The 20,685-nt window shown below is 59.3% G+C and carries 13 protein-coding genes; 7 read left to right on the top strand and 6 right to left on the bottom strand.

The window, feature by feature from the left end; all coding sequences use genetic code 11:
• The first annotated feature begins 198 nt into the window (after positions 1–198).
• Entirely contained in the window at positions 199–2,058 is a 1,860-nt protein-coding gene (locus AB4N74_RS07770; protein WP_116255724.1) for an ABC transporter ATP-binding protein, read from the top strand.
• A gap of 284 nt (positions 2,059–2,342) precedes the next feature.
• On the opposite strand, the gene AB4N74_RS07765 is transcribed toward AB4N74_RS07770, so the two are convergent.
• The gene (locus AB4N74_RS07765; RefSeq protein ID WP_460099176.1) at positions 2,343–5,426 is read right to left on the bottom strand and encodes an autotransporter outer membrane beta-barrel domain-containing protein; all 3,084 of its coding nucleotides are present in this window, start codon (positions 5,424–5,426) and stop codon (positions 2,343–2,345) included.
• Positions 5,427–5,827: 401 nt separating this feature from the next.
• On the opposite strand from AB4N74_RS07765, the gene AB4N74_RS07760 reads away from it, so the two are divergent.
• Positions 5,828–6,229: a hypothetical protein gene (locus AB4N74_RS07760; protein WP_175559597.1), complete on the top strand. Its 402-nt coding sequence runs from the start codon at positions 5,828–5,830 to the stop codon at positions 6,227–6,229.
• 106 nt (positions 6,230–6,335) lie between these two features.
• Complete coding sequence (locus AB4N74_RS07755) at positions 6,336–6,779, top strand: GNAT family acetyltransferase (RefSeq protein ID WP_186624211.1); 444 nt, start codon at positions 6,336–6,338, stop codon at positions 6,777–6,779.
• A gap of 133 nt (positions 6,780–6,912) precedes the next feature.
• On the opposite strand, the gene AB4N74_RS07750 is transcribed toward AB4N74_RS07755, so the two are convergent.
• The 5 genes from AB4N74_RS07750 to AB4N74_RS07730 form a co-directional block, all read right to left on the bottom strand.
• Positions 6,913–7,326, bottom strand: a complete 414-nt coding sequence (locus AB4N74_RS07750; RefSeq protein WP_095049916.1) for a PaaI family thioesterase — start codon at positions 7,324–7,326, stop codon at positions 6,913–6,915.
• Positions 7,327–7,460: 134 nt separating this feature from the next.
• Positions 7,461–8,561 carry a choline metabolism transcriptional regulator GbdR gene (gbdR, locus tag AB4N74_RS07745; protein WP_257358429.1) on the bottom strand — a complete coding sequence of 367 codons (1,101 nt, stop codon included), beginning with the start codon at positions 8,559–8,561 and terminating at the stop codon, positions 7,461–7,463.
• Positions 8,562–8,648: 87 nt separating this feature from the next.
• Positions 8,649–10,049, bottom strand: coding sequence for a GABA permease (gene gabP, locus AB4N74_RS07740; RefSeq protein WP_186624209.1), 1,401 nt, complete (start codon positions 10,047–10,049; stop codon positions 8,649–8,651).
• 300 nt (positions 10,050–10,349) lie between these two features.
• Positions 10,350–15,818, bottom strand: a complete 5,469-nt coding sequence (locus tag AB4N74_RS07735) for a trifunctional serine/threonine-protein kinase/ATP-binding protein/sensor histidine kinase (RefSeq protein ID WP_460099170.1) — start codon at positions 15,816–15,818, stop codon at positions 10,350–10,352.
• A gap of 48 nt (positions 15,819–15,866) precedes the next feature.
• Complete coding sequence (locus AB4N74_RS07730) at positions 15,867–16,538, bottom strand: response regulator transcription factor (protein WP_258709754.1); 672 nt, start codon at positions 16,536–16,538, stop codon at positions 15,867–15,869.
• Positions 16,539–16,740: 202 nt separating this feature from the next.
• Between AB4N74_RS07730 and AB4N74_RS07725 the strand changes: the two genes are divergently transcribed.
• The 4 genes from AB4N74_RS07725 (at position 16,741) to AB4N74_RS07710 (ending at position 20,648) form a co-directional block, all read left to right on the top strand.
• Positions 16,741–17,748 carry a GlxA family transcriptional regulator gene (locus AB4N74_RS07725; RefSeq protein ID WP_460099167.1) on the top strand — a complete coding sequence of 336 codons (1,008 nt, stop codon included), beginning with the start codon at positions 16,741–16,743 and terminating at the stop codon, positions 17,746–17,748.
• Between the two features lie 130 nt (positions 17,749–17,878).
• Complete coding sequence (locus tag AB4N74_RS07720) at positions 17,879–18,244, top strand: response regulator transcription factor (protein WP_093433326.1); 366 nt, start codon at positions 17,879–17,881, stop codon at positions 18,242–18,244.
• 217 nt (positions 18,245–18,461) lie between these two features.
• Entirely contained in the window at positions 18,462–19,664 is a 1,203-nt protein-coding gene (locus AB4N74_RS07715) for an NAD(P)/FAD-dependent oxidoreductase (RefSeq protein WP_460099164.1), read from the top strand.
• Positions 19,665–19,718: 54 nt separating this feature from the next.
• Positions 19,719–20,648 (top strand): MBL fold metallo-hydrolase, encoded by a 930-nt coding sequence (locus tag AB4N74_RS07710; RefSeq protein ID WP_460099161.1) that lies wholly within the window; start codon positions 19,719–19,721, stop codon positions 20,646–20,648.
• The last annotated feature ends 37 nt before the right edge of the window (positions 20,649–20,685 follow it).

Genomic DNA, 20,685 nt, shown 5'->3' with positions numbered 1-20,685 from the left:
TGTTCGCTGCATCGTGCGCTGCTCAAGTTGTCTGAGCAGACAGCTTAGCTGATCGGCATGCCCCCGGAATCCGTGGGGTTCTCCGCCGCAGTGATCCCGGGCAGTAGCAGTGGGTGGGGACAAGTCTGTGACATGCAAACCCTCAAGTCCGCCATTCAATGGCAGAATCCCCTGACCCTGATGATTTCGGAGACCACAATGCTGCGCGTGTTTGAACAACGGCTCGACCCATTTCCTCCCGACGAAGCACCGCCTCCGCCCGTCGGCCTGATGCGGTTCCTGTGGGCCTGCACGCGCGGTGCACGCGGTTATATCCTCGCGCTGGCGCTGCTCAGTGCCGGCGTGTCGATCTACGAAGCCTGGCTGTTTTCTTTTCTCGGCCAGGTCGTCGATCTGCTCTCGACGTGGCAGGCCGGCGGTGGAGTCAACGCGCAGGAAAGTCGCGTGCTGTGGGGCATCGGTATTGTGCTGTTTATCAGCATCGGGCTGGTGGCGCTGCGCACCATGGTTCAGCACCAGATCCTGGCGATCAATCTGCCGTTGCGGCTGCGCTGGGACTTCCATCGGCTGATGCTGCGGCAAAGCCTTTCGTTCTTTTCGGATGAGTTCTCCGGGCGGGTCACGACCAAGGTCATGCAGACCGCACTGGCCGTGCGTGAAGTGTTGTTCACCCTCATCGAAATCGCACCGGGCATTGGCGTTTACTTCATTGCGATCATCGCCCTGGCCGGCGGCTTTGCCCTGAAACTGATGCTGCCATTCATTATCTGGGTCGCGTTGTTCGGGTTGGCCATGGTGTACTTTGTGCCGCGTCTGGGCCAGGTCGGTCAGGAGCAGGCTGATGCGCGATCGTCGATGACCGGGCGCATTGCCGACGCCTACACCAACATCACCACGGTAAAACTGTTCTCGCACTCCAAGCGTGAAGCGCACTTCGCCCGTGCGGCGATGGAGGATTTCAAACTCACCGGGTTCCGCCAGATGCGTCTGGTCAGCCAGTTCGAGATCGTCAATCAGGCGCTGGTGGTCGGGCTGATTATCGGTGCCGGCGGCTATGCCCTGTGGCTGTGGCATCTGGGCCAGGTCGGGACCGGTGCAGTGGCGGCGATCACCGCCATGGCGCTGCGCATCAACGGCATGTCGCACTGGATCATGTGGCAGATGACGTCGCTGTTCGAAAACATCGGCACCGTGCAGGACGGTATGGCCACCCTCACCCGTGGCCCTAAAGTGCAGGACGCGCCGAACGCCGGCGTGCTGGTGCCGGCGGGCGGCGCGGTGACGTTCGATAAGGTCAATTTCAACTACAACGGCGAACGTCAGGTCCTCGACAACTTGAGCCTGAGCATCCGCGCTGGCGAGAAAATCGGCCTGGTCGGCCGCTCCGGTGCGGGCAAATCGACGCTGATCAATCTGCTGCTGCGCTTCTATGATGTCGACAGCGGTGAGATCCGCATCGACGGCCAGAACATCGCGCACGTGACGCAAGACAGTCTGCGCAGCGCCATCGGCATGGTCACCCAAGACACGTCGCTGCTGCACCGCTCGATTCGCGACAACATCGCCTACGGCCGCCCGGACGCCACCGACGAAGATATCCGCCGCGCCGCCGCCAATGCGCAGGCCGACGGCTTCATCAGCCAACTGAGCGACAAGCAAGGCCACAGCGGCTACGACACTCTGGTTGGCGAGCGCGGCATCAAACTCTCCGGCGGCCAGCGCCAACGCATCGCCATCGCCAGAGTGATGCTGAAGAACGCGCCGATCCTGCTGCTCGACGAGGCCACCAGTGCGCTGGACTCGGAAGTCGAGGTGGCCATCCAGGAAAGCCTCGATGAAATGATGCAGGGCAAAACCGTGATCGCCATTGCCCATCGGCTGTCGACGATTGCGGCGATGGATCGACTGATTGTCATGGATGAGGGGCGGATTATCGAGCAAGGGACGCACACTGAGTTGCTGAGCAGAAACGGTATTTATGCGCGGCTCTGGCAGCATCAGAGTGGTGGGTTTCTCGGTGAGGATCAGGGCGTGGCGACGGCGATGGATCAGGCTTGAGGGTGTGGGGCTGAGTGGGGAGCAGTCGCTTGTGAGCGACTGCTATCGGCCATTATCGGAAAGTGGTCTAAACGTCCAATGGCCAACAAAAACGTCAATTGCATATTAGTCATTTGCCCCAATTGCCTCAGGTGCGCTTACTTTTCTGGGAAGGAATCGTTTCTTGTTTGAAATAACGAAATGAACCTGCCGATTGTCATCAACAAAAATACAAACGAACAAGACCCGAATTCAAAGATCCGGGTCCTGTTCGGTTTATCTGAAACTGCCTTCAGGAGAGGCTTTTACCAAGCGTAGCGGTAGCCGAGGTTCACCGAATAAGGCTGTTCTATGCCATCGCCTTTGGTGTACTCCGCGTCGATGAAGAACTTGTGCTTCTCGGCGGTTTGCAGGATCACCCCGCCACCGATTTCCGCCCGCGAGCCTGGCAATTTGCTGTCCAGACTTACGTCGTTAACGCTCACTTTGCTGTCACCGGCATGTTCGGTAATCCACGATGCTTTGGCGTATGGCTGCACGGACATACCGTTATTCAGTTTCATGTTACGACCGAACAGGCTGCCAACTCGGCTCTGAACAGAAGTAACGGCGTCCTGTTCGACTTTCAAGCCATTGCTTGCGGTGTAATCGCCACTGCCCACGCGGAACGCTTGCACTTCCAGTTGTGGTTCGACGAACCAGCCTTGTCCAAGATCGATTTGCTTACCAACCTCTACGCTCGCAGCGATCGCGTGATTCTTGTATTTGCCATCCACCTTCTTACCCATATTGCTGGTGATGTCGACCTTGTTGTCCAAGTGGGTGTATTTCAGCACGCTGTCAACGTACACGCCGTTTTGGTCGATGTAGGTGGCATAGGTGCCGAGCATGGCGCTGTCGATTTGGCCTTTGCTGCCTTCGCCGAAGTTCTGACGAGCCTCACCTTTCCCGGCCATACCGCCGAGGTACAGCTTGCCGTTGTAGAAAGGAATGGCCTTGTCGGCGCCGATCTCGAAACCGTTGACCTGTTGCTCAAAGGCACGGCTGGAACCTGTATCGATGCGCTGCTCCTTACCGAAGCCACGTGTCCACAGACCACCCTCATCTTTGCCCATACGCAACTCGCCCAGTCGTTTGGTCAAGGCATTCATCTGCGCACCGATGAGGCCCGTGGCCGCCGCCTGTTGAGCGATGGCAGCGTTCGCGCCCTTACTCAGATTCTCCGGCTGAGGATTGCTGATAATGGGATCAATTGGCGCAACGATGTCTCCGGCACCACCACCGGTATCACCCACTGGACCCTCGCCACCGCCCGCATCCTGTGCAGTACCAGCCAGGTACCAGTCATCGCCACGCTGTTCGAGGCCATAACGGAAGGCACCCACGTCGACTTTGCCGCCGTACAAATCGAACTTGCCCGCGCCGCCGTTGGTATCCACCAGCATCAGTGCACCACCTTGGGCCTGGTGGCCGGAATCGGCAACGATCAGCGTGTGCTCCCCGTCAACTTGTCCTTCAACCTTGAGCAAGTCGCCTTGCAGCGTTGCCAGGTCAGTGTTGAGCAAGAAGCTGCCATTGCCGCTCAAATTGCCCACCGTCAGCGTTTTGAACAAGCCGTTGGCGTGGTCGAAATTGACACGGCCGTCGTTCAACGAAAGAGAACCCAACGAAGAGTCGCCAGTCATTGTCCAGGCGCTTCCACTGTTTACACCCAGTTTATCCAGCCATTGCGCTGCACCTTGCCAGGTCGAACCATTTTCAAGGTTGATGCTGCTGTCTAGCGTGTGATCATGATCGATCGACACGTCGCCTTTCAGTCGCGACCCATTGGTGGCGGCCAGTGTCATACGTTCGATTTTCTTGCCGCTAGTCTCCACGCTACGGGAGCCCATCAAGATGTTGCCTTCAATCGTTGAACCGTCAGCGGTCACATCAACACCGGCGAGAACCCCTCCCTTGATGGCATAGTCATTAGAGCTGACCAGGCTGTTTTTGAGATGAACGCTATGCTGGCCGGATGTCAGAGCGGTGATCCCGACAGCGGTCGTGCCATTGACCACAACACGTGAGTCTTCGAGGCTCAACGATGAACCGACGTCCGTGCCTACATAGACACCGTAGCTGCCATTACCATTGAGAGCGATATCGACATTCTTACCGATGACAGTACCCCCAGATGCAGAGTAGAGACCGATGCCGCCGTGCTCACCGTGGATGCGGACATTATCGAACGTTGCTTTCCCGCCATCGATTTTGCTGCTCCAGAAGCCGTGTTCCCCTAAATCCACTTCACTGTTAGTCAAGTTGAGGGTTGAGCCTGCAGATGCCCGGAGCATAGGTCCTGATCCGTCGCTGGTGATCTTCACATTGTTCGCATTGACCACACCTCCCTGTTTGGCCGAGATGGCAGTGGCCGTGGAGTGCAGGTTTGACGACTCAACATTCACCGTCCCTCCAACATCAGCAAATACGGCTTCGGCGTTAGAGTTGATGTCCATGTTCTTGACATCAACGGTCGCCCCTTGGGATGCCTGAGCACCATAGGCGTACCCTGATCCGGTAGTGGTTATGCTGCCGCCGTCCAGACTTATGTGAGCACCCTCTCCTGAGGCCAGCGCTCCACGACTGTTGTCCCCCGAAGTACTGATCGCAATATTGTCCGCCGACACCGTCCCGCCTGCGGTGGCGTATATTCCATAGCCCCTGCTATTGGTGGTTTTAATGGAGCCTCCGCGAACGTTGACGTTGCTGGTCCCCGTTGTTGCAATTCCATACCCGTTGGCTCCGAGGGTAACGATATCGAGATTGCTGACATCAGCCGTCGCATTCGTCACGAGCAGGCCCGAACCTGTGCTATTGATCTGCACATTGTTACCACTTAGCTGGCTTGCTTCTTTGATATCCAACGCGACGCTGTTGCCCAGCGTAGCGACCTCGGTGTTTTGAAGGTTTACCTTAGAGCCACCAGACGCCACCAACCCAGGCGTATTGGCCATGAGGGAATTCACGGTCATGCCGATCAAGTTCAGCGTGGAGCTGGTTTCTACCAGCACAGCGCCCAAGCCAGTGCCTGAAGTGCTGAGAATACCGTTGCTCCAAGTCGCATCACCGACATTCATAACCCGCAATGCAGGGTTGTTGTCACCTGATGTCACCATTTTCCCGGTACCGTTATAGATCGTACCGTCGACGAGCACACCAGTGGCGTGCCCCATGCTGGAAAAGGCCAACAACAAGCTGGCAGACAACGTGCTCAAGGGAAAAGCCGGGGCTCTTGAAGTTAAGCGCGCAACGCTGTTTCGCGATTTTAATACGCCAGACGCCGACTCCGACGGCACCGTAAAATAGGTGCACGTGCGATTCCATATAGTTCGGTAGATGCTGTTCATAAATCTCTCATTCATTGATTTTTTTCAGGACAGGCTTAAACAAGCCGGCGCTCGAAAGTCACTGAGGAGAAATTTGAACAGGAAATTTAGCGGCAAAAATTCAGGCTTTTCCGACGGAAATGTAGGACTTTTCCTACGAGTGAGCTGATCTTTTTGGCACTCAGCAACTCGTATCACCGTCTACTTCCAGATGAACCTAGCGGAATCGAGTGGCCAGTATTGGTTGTTTCCAGCCCTTGGTGATCGGCGACGATGGATCAGGCTTGAGGGTGTGGGGCTGGTTGGAAGCAGTAGCTTGTGGGTGACTGCTATCGGCCGGAAGCGGACGATCAATTAGGAGTTGTAACAAAGAGTTGTCCGCCATTTAATGAGTGATCGAACATCAGGTTGATGAACCGAAAATGAGTAAATTGGGTTGCACATGTGGCCATGTGATTACCGATCAGACCGACGGCTTGCCCTATAAGGCGAGCCTGCTTCGCGACGAGGTAGAAAATGAATTTTGGGATGAGGTGCACCGTGAACTCAAACCCCTGGTAGAGGCTGCGGAGTCCGGAGACAAGGCTGCGATCGCCGATGCATTTGGCGAGTTTGCACCCTGGTTCAGCGCTGCTGACAAGCTGCAAGACCGGATATCCAGCCTCTACATTCGCCGAATGTCGAGTGCCTACGAGTGCCAGAACTGTGGACGCCTTTGGGTGCAAAAAGATGACAGTGAAAGATTTGTTTCCTATGTCCCTGAGGAAGGCGCATATGGCGCAATCCTGGCAGTAGCATCAGGAGGATCTGAAAATCTGAATTAAGCGTTCGCGATTGGTCGGCAGCGGAGACTGCAATCGGCAGCAGTCGTCCAGTGGACACAGACCTTTACAGGGAGTTAGGGTCGCTCTTTAACTAAGAGGCTGCTCCATGGATGTTATTGCCGATTACTCAAACGAACACCATCGAATGCCTGTCATGGCGCTATGGGAAACCGTTTTCGGTTACGAAACCGCGCACAACACGCCGAGCCTTGCTATCGATAAGAAGCTGGCCGTCAAGGACGGCCTCTTCTTTGTCGCGCTGTCCGGAAATGAAGTAATAGGCACCGTTCTCGCGGGATATGACGGTCATCGTGGTTGGTTATATTCAGTTGCTGTGCACCCTGCACATCGCAGAAAGGGTTTGGGCGCACAACTCGTTAATCATGCTGAGCGCGCCTTGACCTTGCGCGGCTGCATGAAAATCAATTTGCAAATCGTCAACACCAATGAAAGCGTTAAAACCTTCTACGAATCTCTTGGCTACTCGACCGAACCGCGCATCAGCATGGGGAAAAAGGTCGATTCGAATATCGCAACGCCCGGGCGGTAGTTTAGAGAGCGTCCACTGGCCGACAGCAGTCGTTCGTGAGCGGATATCGCCTCATCCAAGACATGCAAACACTCACCCGCTATTGCCCAAGACGCAGTCCATCGATGATCCACCGCTTGATGAACACACATTTTCAACCCATTGGCACCGCAAACACCGCACTGGCCCGCGCCACCGTGCGCTCCCCAACATGCAAACTGACAGCAGCAAACGCCAGTTGCCGGCCTTTTTTCGAGTACTCCAAACGCACTTCCAGCCACTCGTTCATCTGCACCGCGCCGAGATAATCCAGCGTCATGCTCGCCGTGATCAATGGCTGTGGAGGGTCACTGGAAAATGCCATCGCGTACCCCATCCCGACATCGGCCAACGTTGCCAATACGCCGCCATGCAAGGTGCCACGGCCATTCGCATGGCGTGAGTCGGTTAACAAACCCAGTTCCAGTTGCAGCCCGCTGCCCCTCGCGTAGATCGGGCCCAGCAAATCAAGCAACGGGCTGCTGCGGGTAAACGCGGTGAAACCTTCGGGAATTGCGATGGCGTCCATGGTCCCTCCTGGTGCCGGTGACTCACCGGCTTCATTGACCTTAATGGGAGGGTTTATTGGCAATCGTCTGATGGGGCAAGAACTATACGGATGCGGAATCTCCAGTGATCAACTGTCGAAGCAGGACTGACCGATCATCCCGTGGACGCCAGATCGCCACGTTCCATCATTCGAACACTGGCAAACGTCGATTCGTTGCGCGCTTGGTCAAGCGTCGTCAGCGGCTTAATTGTTGACGGCTGCGCTACCGGTTTGCGACTCATCTCGGAGCCGGAGCGCTCATCACTCGGCGGCACGCCAAAATGCTCGCGGTAGCATTTGGAGAAATGCGGTGTTGAGACGAAACCGCACACGTACGCCAGCTCAACGATCGACAGGGACGTCTGCTTGAGCAGTTGTCGTGCGCGAATCAGCCGCAACCGCAAGTAGTAGCGCGACGGCGTGCATTGCAGGTATTTCTGAAACAGCCGCTCCAGCTGTCGACGTGACAGGTCGACGTATTCGGCCAGGTTATCCAGGTCGATCGGCTCCTCAAGATTGGCCTCCATCAACGCCACCACTTCTTGCAACTTGGGCTGATGCGTGCCGACCACATGCTTGAGCGGTACGCGTTGGTGATCCTGCTCATTGCGGATGCGTTCGTAGACGAACATCTCGGAGATGGCGGTGGCCAGTTCACGACCATGATCGCGCGCAATCAGGTGCAGCATCATGTCCAGCGGCGCGGTGCCGCCGGAGCTGGTGAAGCGGTTGCGGTCGAGGGTAAACAGACTGGTGCTGACATTGACGCGCGGAAAAGCTTCCTGCATCGCCGCCAGAAATTCCCAGTGCACGCTGCACTCGTAGCCGTCGAGCAACCCGGCTTTGGCGAGCGCCCAGCTACCGGTGCACACCCCGCCCAAGCGCTTGGACTGTCGCGCCAGGGCTTGCAGCCATGTCGTGTGCTCGCGGGTAATTGCGCTCTGGATGCCGACGCCACCGCAGACGATAACCGTGTCCGCCACGGAGGGATTGCTCCACGACCCATCCGGGGTGATTGGCACGCCATCGCTGGCCCAGACCGCCGCGCCATTGGGGCTGAAGGTATGCCAGCGATACAGCGTTCGCCCCGTCAGTTGATTGGCCATGCGCAATGGCTCGACGGCGGACGCCAATGACATCAGGGTAAATTTGTCCAACAGCAGAAACCCTATGGATTGGGTTGCACCGTCGGCTACGGAGGGGATCGATGACATCATGGCCTCATAAAAATCGGTCGCGACGCAGGCGTCTGCCATTCCCTCCGACATACGTGGAGGGAGTATCAGGTTCGGCGCAACCGCCTACCCCACCGACGTGACCCTCGCCGCTGGCGCGGGATGACGCGACGTCAACAGGCCAATGAAGGAAATCGCCAGCGCCAGGCCAATGGTTGTGGTGACTTCAGTGCGGTGTTGCGGGGTGATCATCATCACCGCCAGCGCAGCGCAGATGAACACGATCACCAGCCACGTCAACCAGGGAAACAGCCACATGCGGAAGGTCAGCTCGACGTTGCGCTGTTGCAATATCCGCCGCATGCGCAACTGCGACACCGCGATGGCGAGGTACACCAACAGGGCAATCGCTCCGGAGCTGGCCAGCAGGAATTCAAACAGCCCGGCAGGCATGAAGTAACTCCACACAGTGATCGACGCACCGAGCACGGTGCTGGCGATAACCGCTGCGCGCGGCACACCTTCGGAAGAGGTCGCCTTCAGCGCTTTCGGTGCATCGCCACGCCGGCCCAGCGAGTACAGCATCCGCGAAGCAATGTAGATCGAGGAGTTCATGCAACTGGCCACGGCAATCAGCACGACGACGTCGACCATGAACTTGGCGTGGGGAATGTTCATGATTTCCAGAGCGCGCTGATAAGAGCCGACCGAGGCCAGCAACGGATCATTCCAGGGCACCACGGAGATCACCACGAAGATCGACAGCAGGTAAAACACGCCGATACGCCAGATCACCGAACGGGTGGCCTTGGCAATGTTTCGCGACGGGTCATTCGATTCGGCGGCGGCGATGGTTACCGCTTCGGTACCGATAAAGCTGAACATGATGGTGATGAACGCACCGACCACCGCTGACAAGCCGTTGGGTGCAAACCCACCGTGCTCGGCCATCAGCCCGCTCAAACCGCTGACTTCTCTGTCGGGAATCCAGCCCATCAACACGGCAAAACCAACGCCGATAAAACCGATGATTGCCACGACCTTGGCCATGGCAAACCAGAACTCGAATTCACCGTACTTGGCCACGCTGAACAGGTTGGTCACCACCAGCGCAATGATCGAGCCCAACGCGAACAGCCAGGCATCGACCTGCGGAAACCATTGGTTCAGCACATGCCCGGCGGCGAGCGCTTCGATGGGAATCACCAACACCCAGAACCACCAGTACAACCAGCCGATAGTGAAGCCGGCCCAGCGTCCGATGGCCTGGTCGGCATAGGTCGAAAAAGAGCCAGTGTCGGGGTTAGCCACCGCCATCTCGCCGAGCATGCGCATGACCAGCACAACGAGCAAACCGGAGAACAGATAAGCCAGCAGAACCGCCGGCCCCGCCGCCGCAATGGCATGTCCTGAACCTACGAACAATCCGGCGCCGATAATCCCGGCAATGGACAACATAGTGACGTGACGAGGCTTGAAGCCCTGCGCCAATTGGCTACTCGAATCCGTTGAGTTCGGGCTGATCATTGGTTTTTTTATTCTCTGCTGAACGACATTCTAGCGAGTTGACCAAGGCAATCGAGCACTGTCGTTGCCTGCCGAGCCCCCCGAAAGAAGCCCCCTTCAACCGCCGCAGTTCTTATCAACCCCATGATCTGGATGGGATTATTTTGATGTGAAGACGTGTCACCTTACCCGGCCTGTCAGATGATTCAGTAGCCTGATTGCGTCATGGTTGTGTCTGATATCGACATATCGAAACCAATCGGTCGCAATGAATACCGATAAGTCACCCAGTATCTGACGACAGATACCCTCATCTCGCCCTCACCTCCCCGCACACCCCGGCAACGTAAACACCACACGCGCCCCACACGGCGCGTTCGCCTCCGCCCACAAGTGACCGTCATGGGCTTCGATGATCGACCGGCAGATCGACAACCCCATCCCCAACCCGGTGACTTTGGTGGTGTAGAACGCGGTGAAAACCTCCTCCACCTGATCGCAGGCAAATCCCGGTCCCGAGTCGCTTACGACAATCCGCACGTCTTTCCCGACAGACTCGCTGACAATGATTAACCGACGCTCGCCCTCCTCGATCACCGCCATGGCCTCCAGACCGTTGATGATCAGATTGAGCAGCACCTGTTGCAGCTCGACGCGGTCAACCAGCACGGCAGGCAAATCGTTGACAAGGCGCGTGGTGACCGCCGCGCCATAGCGGGCCGCTTCACCCCGGGTAAACCCGACCATCTCGCCCACTACCGCGTTGAGGTCCACCGGATGTCGTTGCGGCGGTGTTTTGCGGATCAATGCGCGGATACGTCCGAGCACGTCGGCCGCGCGGTTACCGTCGTTGATGATGCGTCTGAGGCCCTGTTCAACTTCATCGGTGTTCGGCGGTTGCGCGCCGAGCCAGCGCAACGCCGCGTTGGCATTGATCACGGTGGCGGCGATTGGCTGGTTGACTTCATGGGCAATGGACGCTGCCAACTGGCCCATGGTCGCCACGCGATTAGCGTGGGCCAGTTCCGCTTGTACCTGGCGATATCGGCGCTCGCCTTCGCGCACTTGCTCTTCGGCCTGTTTGCGTTCGCTCAGGTCAAGCACGAAGGCCACGCCCTGCTGCTGACTGGCTTCGAATGCGGCCAGACCGACGATCACCGGCAGGCGAGTGCCGTCCTTGCGGATGTATTCCTTCTCGAACGGCTGGGCGCGCCCGGTGCGGATTGCCGTCGCCAGCGCGGCTTCACTTTTCATGCGCAGTGGCGGCGGTGTCATGTCGCGCCAATGCACCCTGCCTGACAGCAGATCGTCGCGCTCGTAACCGACCATGCGCAGGAACGCGTCGTTGGCCTCAATGATTTCACCGTCGACACTCCAGACGATGATGCCGATGATATTGGCGTCGACCAACCGGCGAATCCTCGCCTCGCGCTCGGCGACGTCTCGATACAGCCGCGCGTTGTCCAGCGAAATCGCCGCCTGCGAAGCCACCAATCGCAATACGGCAATGCGCGCCGGACTGAACACACCCGCAGACAGATTGTTCTCCAGGTACAGCGCCCCGGCAATCCGGCCCTGATTCATCAACGGCAGGCACAGGATCGAGCGAGCGCCGCGTTGATGAATGTACAGATCAGCGGCAAATGCCGGATCGGCGACGGCATCGTCCAGACACAGATTTTCACCGGTGCGCAGGGTCTGGTAGAGCACCGATTCGGCCAGCATCGATGAACTTACCGGCTCATGGCAAAGCAGCGCGCTGTCGTCACCGACACTGGTTTTCGCGGCGATATACGGCGCCTCGCCTTCGGTCAGAATCAGCCGGCCATGCTCGGCGCCAGCCTGTTCGATAGCGGTGCGCATGACCATTTCGATCAGTCGATCCAGCACGATCTCGCCTGAAACGGCCTGGGACACCTTGAGAACCGTGGCCAGATCCAGATGCTCGACCGGGGTGGCGATGGTCGCAGTCGGACCGGGCGCCGTATCTTCATTGCGCAGATAACGGTGCTGTAGCTCCAGTTGCCGCACCTTGCCCTCTGCCCCCCAGCGCAAGTAACCGTAGCGCGCATCTTGCAGGTACAGGCGGGCGATTTTGCTCAGACCACGGGCACTGTAGAACCGCGCTGCGAGTTCGTTGGCCAAGGCTTCGACATGCACAAAGCCGTTGTCCCTGGCCAACTGAATCGCTTGCTCGTACAGCATCTCGGCTTCGATCAACTGCCCGGTGACCCGAGCGATTTCGGCTGCGACCAGCGCCGTCTGACTGGCGAAGGTTTCCGCACACTGTTGCGCCCAGGTTTGCAGTTGATCGTGGTGCTCGCCCAAGCGTTGCAATCGGTCGGTATCGGCTTCGCCGTGGGCAGCCAACGTTAACGCTGCGTAAAAGTGAAATTCGGCCTCTTCAAAAAACGAGGAGATCACCCACAACAGTTCCCGGGCCTGCGCCGCGCAATCGGCGGCCGCTGCGTAATCCCCGGCCAGATAACGCGCCTGCAACTTGCGCACCCAGTACTTGCCCCGAGCCAAGGCCAGGTCCGGAGCAGCGAGGCTCGCCTCAAAGCGTGTCTCATCGAATTCTTCATCATTGAAACTGCCAAACACCGGGGTCTGCCCTCGCAACATGCGGATCAGTGCCCGTTGGCAACTCATGAAACTGATCACCAGACCGAAGCGGATTCTTTGCGAGTAAGCCAGACCCGTTTCAGCCTGCACCTGCACTTCCGCCAGCGGCTCGCCAATGAACAGCAAGTCGGAAATCAGGCTATTGCCAGCGTAGGCTGCATAGGGCAAATCGCCGGTGCGGTTGCCGGCGCTGAGCGCACGCCGCAGCAATTCGCGGCACTCACGCACCGGGCGCATCCAGCGCACCACGAAGATCGAAAAGCACAGGTAGGTACGCGCTTCGTATTGCGCAAGGCCACGGCGGTCGACCAGATCGCAGCCCAAGCGGCCAAAGCGGTAACCGCTGGCATAATCGCCGAAGCGCCGCCCGGCAACCCGCACAACATTGGCGTAGAGCATGCAGGAGGCGTCGCAATTACCGTGCTCCAGGCTCAGGTTAACGGCTTTGCATATGGTCAGGCAGGCGAGGTTCGCATCGGACTGCAACGCCGGGGCCAACAGTTTGCTCAACGCATCCAGTGTCACCAGCGTGGCCGGATCCTCCATCAGTGGCAGGTCGATCAACTGCTCGATGCTGCGTTCACCCAGTTGCCTCCAGATCTGGTGGTATTCGGCGCGCACCTGCTGATCGTCCGGATGCGCCGTCCAGTCGATACCGACCTGACGTAAATACGTCAGGCACACATTCACCGCGCGGTCACTGCGGTCGAGCAGCAGGCAGACATCCATCAACAAACAGGTGACTGCCGCCCGCTCTACCGTGGTCTCGACGCGCTCGGCCAGTGCAGTCAGGCGCGCATCGGCCAGTGCCAGTTGCCCAGTGAGAAATTCGCACTCGGCGCGGTTCAGCTCCAGAGCAAACCCCAGTTCATGGCGACGGTCATCACCGTGCTCGCCGAGCAACGCCGCACCCGTGCCCAAGTAGCTCAATGCTGAGGTGTAAGCGGTCGAAGCCTTGGCACGCTGACCTGCGAGCAGGTTGAATTCGGCCAGCTGTTCGCGTTCGGCCCGCGCGCTGATCAGACTGGCGCCGCGATTGAGTTGCCCGACGATTTCGAAGATCGCGTCTTCACGCCCCTCCGCTGGCGTCTGCAGGGCGAGCAAACGGCCGATACGCAGATGAGTTTGCGCACGTTCGGTTTCCGCGGTTAGTGAGTATGCCGCCTCGTGGATACGGTCATGGACAAACGCACAAGTACCGTCGTGAAACTCCACCAGTTCCTGGCGCACCGCCGGCCACAGCGCCGCGTGCACCCGCGCCGTCGGCAGGTCAAGCACGGTGGCCAGCGTATCAATGCGCGCTACGTTGCCCAGGCAGGCCAATTGTTGCAGGGCCTGACGCGTGTCCAACGGCAGACGCGCCAGTTTGCCAACCATCAGATCGACCACGTTATCGGTGTAGCCCTTGGCGTTGATGAGTGCCAGATCCCAGCGCCAACGGTTGAATTGGTGGTCGTAGATCAGCAGCTGTTCTTCGGCCAACGCGTGAAGAAACTGGATGACGAAAAACGGATTGCCGCCGGTCTTTTCCAGCACCAGGCGCGCCAGGGCAACGATGCTCGCGGGTGGGCAGCGCAGGGATTCTGCGATCAGTTGCTCGATGTGCACGCTGGCCAGCGAGGTCAGGCAGATCTCGTCGATATGCACGCCGCCATTACGCAGCACTTTGAGTTTGCCGCTGAGCGGGTGGTCGGCATCGACCTCGTTATTGCGGTACGCGCCCACCAGCAGCAAATGCCCAAGCTCCGAGCGGGTCAGCAGATCTTCGAGCAGATCGAGGGTCGCTGCGTCGAGCCATTGCAAATCATCGAGAAACAGCGTCAACGGATGTTCCGGCCGAGCAAACACGCCGATGAAGCGCTGCAATACCGCCATGAAGCGCTGCTGCGCCTGCTGCGGTTCAAGCTCCGGCACCGCTGGCGGCTCACCGATAATCAACTTGAGTTCCGGGATCAGCTCGGTCATCAACCGTGCATTCGGTGACAGTGCCTGCAACAACGCCGCGCGCCAGTCAGCGAGCACCTCGCGACGCTTGCCCAGCAGCGTTCGCACCAATCCTTGAAAGGCCTGGACCAGCGTCGCATAGGGGATGTCGCGCTTGTACTGATCGAACTTGCCAGCGGCGAACAATCCCCGCGACGGCACCAGCACTTTGTGCAGTTCACTGACCACCGAGGATTTACCAATGCCGGAGTAACCGGACACCAGCACCAGCTTCGGCGAAGGAGCCCGCACCACCTGGGCGAAAGCATCGATCAGGGTTTGCACTTCGCGTTCACGACCGTAGAGCTTTTCCGGGATCAGCAAGCGATCGATCGCGCCCTGCTCGTTCAACGTGAACACATCGATCCGCCGCGCCCGACGCCAGTCGTCCAGACAACGACGCAAGTCATGCTCGACGCCGGCGGCGGTTTGGTAGCGCGCTTCGGCGGTCTTGGCGAGCAGTTTCATGACTACCCGCGAGAGCATCAACGGCACCGTGGCCACGCGTTCGCATGCAGGCATCGGTTGCCGCGCAATGTGGCAATGCACCCACTCCATCGGGTCGTTGGCGTTGAACGGCAGCGAGCCGGTAAGCATCTGGTACAGCGTCACACCAAAGGCATACAAATCGCTGCGCGAATCGATCGAACGATTCATTCGACCGGTTTGTTCCGGCGCCATGTAGGCCAGGGTCCCGGCAATGGTTTCTGGCGGCGCGGGGGCCTGACGTTCGCGCGGCAGTCGCGAGGCCAGACCAAACCCCATCAACCGGGCTTGTCCGTCGTGGCAGTTGACAAGGATGTGCTGCGGTTTGAGATCCTTGTGCACCAGCCCGCACAGGTGCAAACGGCCAAGCGCTACGGCTATGTTGATTGCGTGCAACAGGCAGGTTTCAGTGTCCAGCGGCGTGATCAGCAAACGCGACAGCGGCTCGCCGCCGGGGTCGTCGAATAACAAGTGCGTGGTTCCGCCCGCGCGTTCAAGGGCTTGCGGTTGCAGCGCCCATTCATTGTGCAGAGCGTCTTTGAGGCCGTATTCATGCGCCAGCCGGTCGAGGGTTGCGGGCAAAGGCTGAGCGATTGCCGGACGCACTATCAGCAGGCTGGCGCTCTCCCCCTGTCCTCGTTTGCGGGAGAACACCCGCTCGCCGTCGTCCCACAAAATCTGTTGTTTGCTGGCCATCGGAGTCGACACCGTCAAAGGGGTTTCTGTCACGCGCTGAAGCTCGGTTCAGCTTGTCCGCCGCGCCGGCTCGATGCCCAGCGATTCGGCAATACGCACCAGATCGGCGACCGAACGTGCAGCGAGTTTCCTCATGACCTGCCCGCGATGGACTTTCACCGTCACTTCGCTGAGGTTGAGTTGCGCGGCGATCTGCTTGTTCATCAGCCCGCCAATGACGAAACCGAGCACTTCGCGCTCACGTGCCGTCAATGTTTCGTAGGCTTGACGCAACGCCGCGCCGGATTGTTCGGCGAGCAGTCGCGCACTGTCGCGGGCCAAAGCACTGGCCACCGCATCGAGCATGTCCTGATCACGAAAAGGCTTGGCCAGGAAATCCACCGCGCCGGCCTTCATCGCCTTCACGCTCATGGCGATATCGCCGTGACCGGTCATGAACACGACGGGAATGCGCAGGCCGTTTTTTTCCATTTGCTCCTGAAAGGTCAGGCCACTTTCACCGCGCAAACGCACATCGAGCACCAGACAACCGGGCACGTCGCGTTTGGCCGAAGCGAGGAAGTCTCGGGACGTTTCAAAGGTCTGCACCTGCAGGCCGATCGAACGCAGCAAACCGTCGAGGGCCTGACGCATGGAGGTGTCGTCGTCGACCACATAAACCACCGGTTCCCTCAGCACGGACGGGGCTGCGCTGGGGCTGGAATGCGACCACAGGGTCATCGTGAGTCCTCGGCGAGATCGCAACGTGTGCGATGTGCAGGTGAATAAATCTAGTCCATGATGGCGAACGCAGCCAGAGGCCAGCCAAACGGTCGCGCAGCAGGCTAGCAGTCGACGCGCATTGCCGACAGGCCAGAAACCCCTGAAAATCGGCCATGCCCTTTCCCCTCCTTCTTTAGCCGTTTGAACAGGCAGGATTTCAATGTCCAGCATTCCCTTCACCGCTACGCCCGAACCGCGCGACGTGGTGTTTATTGCCTACCCGCGAATGAGCCTGCTCGACCTCAGTGGCGCGCAAACGGTGTTCTGGGCCGCGAGCAAAGCCTTGGCCGAAAGATACCAACCCGGTTATCAGTTGCACACCGCCAGCCTTGAGGGTGGTTTGGTCAATACCGTTGAAGGTTTGGCCGTGGACACCCGAGCGCTGCGCGAATTGGACATTGCCGCGCTGCACACCCTCGTCGTACCCGGCGCACCCGATATCTGCCAGACCCTCGACGAGCATGCCGAACTTACCGCGTGGTTGCGGCGTAATGCTCCTGTCGCGAGGCGAGTGGTGTCGGTGTGCAGCGGCGCTTTCCTGCTGGCCCAGTCCGGTTTGCTCGACGGCTGCCGCACCGCCACGCACTGGGCCATGTGCGACAACCTGCGCGAGCGCTTCCCGGCGATCGACGTGGATGCCGATGCGATCTTCATCCAGCAGGGCAAGGTCTGGACCTCGGCGGGGGTCACGGCCGGTATCGATCTGGCCTTAGCGCTGGTCGAGGCCGATTACGGCCGCGAAGTGGCGTTGCAGGTTGCCCGCGAGCTAGTGGTGTACCTCAAGCGCCCCGGTGGTCAGGCGCAATACAGCACATTGCTGCAAGCGCAGGTGCAGGACAGCCCGCAGTTCGACCCGCTGCACTTGTGGCTGATCGATCACCTGGACGATCCGAAGTTGACTGTAGAGCGACTCGCCGAACAGGCGAAAATGAGCCTGCGCAATTTCACCCGCGTCTACAAACAGAGCACCGGGCGCACGCCGTCCAAAGCCATTGAACTGTTCCGCCTCGAAGCGGCCAGGCGCATGCTGGAGAACTCGGCGCACACCATCGACAAGGTTGCGCGTCTTTGCGGCTTCGGTGATGAAGAGCGGCTGCGCGCCTGCTTCCAGCGTCACCTGTCGATTTCACCGCGCGACTACCGCAGCCGCTTCAGCCGCGAAGGTTGATGCCGAAAACCGCTGACGCTCAAAAAGTCTCCACGGACTATACCTAGGTATAGTTTTGCGCCGGTGCTGAGGGCGTATGGTGCAAGAACGACAGGAGTCGCGATATGTGCCCGTCCGGCCAGGGAGCCCTATGCAGCACAAGGTTGTCATTGCGGTGGTTGACGACGACGAGGCCATTCGCGATGCACTCGCAGGTTTGCTTCGCGCCTTCGGTTATCAGGTGTTCACCTATCCGGGCGCGCAGGCATTCCTTGAGTCAAAAAGCCCGGCGCAGACACACTGCCTGATCTCCGATATCCAGATGCCTGGCATGAGCGGCCCGCAACTGCACGAAGCATTACGCGCACAAGGCTGGCGCATTCCGGTGATTTTCGTCACCGCCCATCCCGAAGAATTCCACACCCGCGCGCCCGGTGTCATCGCTTGTCTGCCCAAACCCTTCCCGCCCGACACCCTTCTCAACCACATCGACTTTGCCCTGAACCGTCCTCTGTAGCGTGTTCGATACCTTCGTATACCGCCCTTCGACCCATGCGTAATCCGCACACACCGATGGACAACTGCGCCCGCAGCGCCCACGCCATAGCATTGATTTCGACAGCGGACGATTAAGCGCCATGCAGTACGGCAAGCAGTTTGCGGCGGCCAGTGATCATCACGCCAGTGTCTGAAAAAACTCGGGTTATCCATCCATCAGCATCAGGGAGCACATTATGAAACAGCAATTATTGGTGATCGGTACGGGGTTCGGCGGGCTGTGGAGCACGTTGAGCGCCGCGCGTTTGCTGGATATGCATGACCGCCACGATGTGGAGATCACACTGCTCGCCCCGCAAGCCGAACTGCGCATCCGTCCGCGCTTCTACGAACCCGATGTCCACAGCATGTACGCGCCGCTGGATGCGCTGCTCGCTGCCGTGGGTGTGCGTTTCGTCAAAGGCACCGCCGAGAGCATTGACAGCCAGGCACGCCGTGTCGGTTATCGCGATGAGGCCGGTCGCCCGGGTGAGCTGACTTACGATCGCCTGGTGCTGGCCAGCGGCAGTCAACTGGCGCGTCCGCCAGTGCCGGGCCTGAAAGAGAATGCGTTCGACGTCGACCAGATCGAGTCGGCGGCACGCCTGGAGCGCCACCTGCACGCGCTGGCCAGCCAACCGGCCAGCGCCGCGCGCAACACAGTGGTCATCGCCGGTGGTGGCTTCACCGGTATCGAAACCGCGACCGAAATGCCGAACCGTCTGCGCGCCATTCTCGGCGAGCTGCAAGACATTCGAGTGATCATCGTTGATCGCAGCAAAGACATCGCCGCGACCATGGGCGACGGCATCCGTCCGTCCATCATCGAAGCGTCAAAAGAACTGGGCATCGAGTGGATCATCGACGCCACGGTCGCCGCCGTGGATGCCAACGGCGTCACCCTCGCCGACGGTCGCCACATCGAGAGCAATACCGTGATCTGGACCGTGGGTTTCCGCGCCAGTCCACTGACCGAACAGCTCAATGCCGAACGCGATGGCCAAGGGCGTCTGCACGTCGACGGCAATCTCAAAGTGCAAGGTCTTGAGCACGTGTTCGCCGCCGGCGATGTCGCCCGTGCTGCCACCGACGACGTCGGCAATATCTCGGTGATGTCCTGCCAGCACGCGATCAGCCTTGGTCGTCATGCCGGCAACAACGCCATTGCTGATCTGCTTGGCGTGACGCCGACCACCTACCGTCAGCCGAAGTACGTGACCTGCCTCGATTTGGGTGCTTGGGGCGCGGTGTACACCGAAGGCTGGGATCGCCAACTGAAGCTGGTGAAAGCCGAAGCCAAGGAACTGAAGACGCAAATCAACAGTGTGTGGATCTACCCGCCGGCCGCTGACCGTCGCACCGCCCTCGCCGCTGCCGACCCGATGATTCCGGTGGCCTGATCTCGCCCCCATTGTCCAAGAACCGATGTCTTGCCTGATAAAAAGGAGAACACCATGACCATACATCTGGATTCCTTCACCGCCCACAAGGCCACCCTGCAAACCCCGACCGAAGAGCTGGTGCCATCGCGTTACGCGCTGCGCCTCGGCAACATCGACGTGATGGTAATCAGCGACGGCGTCCTGCCGCTGCCGACCCAAACCATGTCGACCAACGCCGATCCCGCCGAGCGCGCCGCGTGGTTCAAAGAGATGTATCTGGGTCCCGACGCGTTCGACTGGGCACTCAATGTGCTGGTGGTGCGCAGCGGCGAACAGGTGATCCTCGTCGACGCCGGCCTCGGCGGACAATTTCCCGGTTTCCCTCGCGCCGGGCAGTTTCCCAAACGCCTCGCGGCGGCCGGTATCGACCTCGCGGACGTCACCGATATTGTCATCACGCACATGCACATGGACCACATCGGCGGCTTACTCGTCGAGACGGTGAAAAATCGTCTGCACGACAACGTGCGCATCCACGTCACCGCCACCGAAGTCGACTTCTGGACCTCGCCGGACTTCACCAGCACCGACATGCCCGCGCCTGTGCCGGACGTGCTGCGCTCCACCGCCAACGCCTTCATCCAGCAATACCAAAGCAAACTGCATATCTTCGAGGACGCGTTCGAAGTCGCCCCCGGCGTGGTCGCAAAACTCACTGGCGGCCACACCCCGGGCCACTGCGTGGTCTACGTGACCTCCGGCGCCGAACGCCTGACTTTCGCCGGCGACGCCCTGTTCCCGGTTGCCTTCGACCATCCGGACTGGCACAACGGCTTCGAGCACGATCCTGATGAAGCGGTGCGCGTACGCGTGCGCCTGCTGCAGGAAGCAGCGGCCAGTGGCGAACTGTTTGTCGCCACACATCTGCCCTTCCCGTCGGTCGGCCGCGTTGCCGTCAATGGCGAGGCGTTCCGCTGGATTCCGGCGATCTGGGATTACTGATTGAGCTAGCGCCACACCGCTTCGCCCGGCCTTGGTC

This window comes from Pseudomonas sp. H3_C08, assembly GCF_054669455.1.
The sequence above is the reverse complement of the archived record's forward strand: the minus strand, read 5'-3'. Positions and strand labels throughout refer to the sequence as shown.